General features: G+C 34.7%; 2 protein-coding genes. One reads left to right on the top strand and one right to left on the bottom strand.

The window, feature by feature from the left end:
* Positions 1-59: 59 nt before the first annotated feature.
* Positions 60-2,174, top strand: coding sequence for a T9SS type A sorting domain-containing protein (locus RMN92_RS11465; RefSeq protein WP_309609582.1), 2,115 nt, complete (start codon positions 60-62; stop codon positions 2,172-2,174).
* A gap of 55 nt (positions 2,175-2,229) precedes the next feature.
* Here RMN92_RS11465 and RMN92_RS11460 read toward each other — a convergent pair.
* Positions 2,230-2,973 (bottom strand): MFS transporter (locus RMN92_RS11460; protein WP_309609581.1); only part of this gene is annotated, 744 nt, incomplete at its 5' end.

Here is a 2,973-nt window from a genome sequence, read left to right as displayed (position 1 = left end):
GCCGTCGCGCTCGTGGGCGGTCCAGCACCCGGGTTCGAGTCGGGCCGCACCGTGTTTCGATGCGGAAGAGAGGAGCGGGTTCGGAACTACGTCTCTTACCGCGGCCACGTCACGGCGCTGACGCAACTGGAGGTGCTCCTCCATATCAATATTCTATTAACAGCTTTGGACCATATCAAACCTCAAATACATTTACTTTTGTAGCAAATGGTACTTATTCAATAAGTGTAATAGACATGAATGGCTGTAGTTGCTCTAGTCAAGTAAACGTAACAATTTCGGGCTTGTTGGTAAGCATTGGCGCCACTTTGGATATGCCAACTAGTACTTTATTTGCTGACGTTTTAAATGGAACGCAACCTTATACTTACCACTGGAGATTAAATGGAATTCCTATAAGTGGCGCAACAAATTCCAGTCTCGATGTTAGAGGTCAATATGGGCTATTTTCCTTAACCGTGACCGATTCAAATGGACTGACTGGAAATGCTAGCTATAACGTTTCAGGCGGAACTTTGTATTTGAATAATGATTCGTTTACAATATATCCATCCAATAATACCATCTCAACTTCAAATCAATCTGTTTTGTCTAATGATTTTCTTGGAAGTTTACCCATAATTTCGCAACAAAGTATTAATAGCATTACACTTACTGGACTATCAGTTCCAACAGGTTTTTTATTAAATGCAAATGGCACTGTAAGTGTTTTGCCAGGAACACCCTCAGGACAATATTTATTGACTTACCAAGCTTGTGAAATTCAATATCCAAATTTTTGCCTAATTGCAACGGCAACTATAACAGTGGTTAATAGCGGCATTTTGTTGAAAGCATTTATTGATTCAAATGCCAATGCTATTCAGGATAATGGTGAAGTTAATTTTACCCAAGGTCAATTTGGTTATATTTTAAATGATAATGGCATAGTTAATAATGTTTTTTCATCCAATGGAGAATATCTTATTAATGAATCAAATCCATTAAATTCTTATGATTTGAATTTTACAATTAATCCAGCTTACAATTCCCAATATAGTTTGACAACTTCATCCTATAGTAATGTAACCACTTCCAACTTGGGTGTTGTAACTTATAGTTTTCCAGTTACTGAAATACCTTTTAAAGATTTGCTGGTCTCAATTTACTCAAATGGAACGCCTCCGAGACCTGGTTTTACTTATTCCAATCAAATTATGTATAAAAATAATGGGAATCAAACCATTGCATCAGGAACCATAGATTTCACCAAAAATAACGCAGTTACAATAACAAATATTTCACAAAGTGGAACTACTTCAAATGCAGATGGTTTTACATTCGATTTTGTAAATTTATTACCTGGTGAATTTAGATATATCAATGTTACAATGCAAGTGCCAACGATCCCAACTGTAAATTTAGGGCAAGTATTGACTAATTCAGTATCTGTAAGTATTCCTTTTGGAGATATTAATTCATCAAATAACCAAGCGAGTTTATCACAAATAATTGTAGGTTCCTTTGATCCAAATGATAAAGCCGAATCTCATGGTGGAAAAATTTTGCATTCTACATTTACATCAAATGATTATTTAACCTATACTATTCAATTTGAGAATACAGGAACGTATAATGCTGAAAATGTAAGGGTGAATGATATTTTGGATGCAAAACTGGATGAAACCTCAATTATTATGATAAAGTCAAGCCATGATTATGAATTGAATAGAGTTGGAAACAATGTAAACTGGAATTTTAATGGTATCGAATTGCCACCATCGGTAGCAAATACTCAAATTGGACATGGCTATATTGTTTTTAAAATTAAACCAAAATTAGGTTACTCAATTGGAGATATTATTCCTAATACTGCCAACATATTTTTTGATTTTAATCCAGCAATCGTCACCAATACTTTCAATACTGAATTTGTTTCAACTTTGGCAATCAATCAATTTGATTTGAACGTATTGTCTATTTATCCAAATCCTGTTCACAATAGTTTTAAAATTATTAATACTTCATTAATAGATTCAGTTTCTATATTTTCGATTTTAGGACAAGAAGTAATAACTAAAAATGTAGATGGGTTGACAACAGAAATCAATACAACATCGCTCGCAAACGGTATTTATTTTGTAAAAATAATTTCTGATGGACGAGAAAAAACAATTAAGATTATTAAAGAATAAATTTATTAGAAATACATTTAAAACGCCAAGCTTTCTATGCAAAGTTTGGCGTTTTTCATTTTTTCAAAGCTTTATAAGCAATAATGAGACTTATTAATATCAAGAAACCACCCAAAACAAATGGCGCTCCAGCAAATTGAAATGGCGCAGTTTTGTGGGTGAAATAATAAAAAACACTAGACATCATTAGCGGTCCAATAATAGACGAAGCACTCATGATACTGGTCATAGTGCCTTGAATTTCTCCTTGTTCTGTGGCTGGAACTTGTTCTGAAACCACAGATTGCAAGGCTGCTCCAGAAATTCCGCCCAAGCAATATGGTATTAAAAACACAAACATCATCCAACTTTGTGAGGCTGTTGCAAATAGAAACATACCCAAACAATACAAAGCCATTCCAATAAAAATACTTTTTTTATTCCCGAGTTTAGGATTTGTATATCTAATTAATCCGCCTTGAACTACGCCAACCAAAAGCCCTACTACTCCAAGGGAAATACCCACCATTTTTTCGTCCCAATGAAATTTATAAATGGTAAAATAACTCCAATTGCTTTGTACCGCATGTGAAGCAACATATAAAATAAAGGTAGCAACGATTAATCCTATTAATGTTGGGTATTTCTTCAGATTTAAAATAGCGCCAACTGGATTGGCTCTTTTCCAACTGAAATCACGTCGGTTTTCTTTGGCTAATGATTCTGGCAGAATAAAAAAGCCATACAAGAAGTTAAGCATACACAAAATGGCTGCAGCATAAAACGGAACACGGGCGCCATATTGCCCAAGAAATCCACC

Source organism: Flavobacterium sp. (assembly GCF_031363805.1).
Taxonomy (GTDB): domain Bacteria; phylum Bacteroidota; class Bacteroidia; order Flavobacteriales; family Flavobacteriaceae; genus Flavobacterium.
Note: the sequence above shows the minus strand (reverse complement) of the source record. Positions and strands in the feature narration are given on the sequence as shown.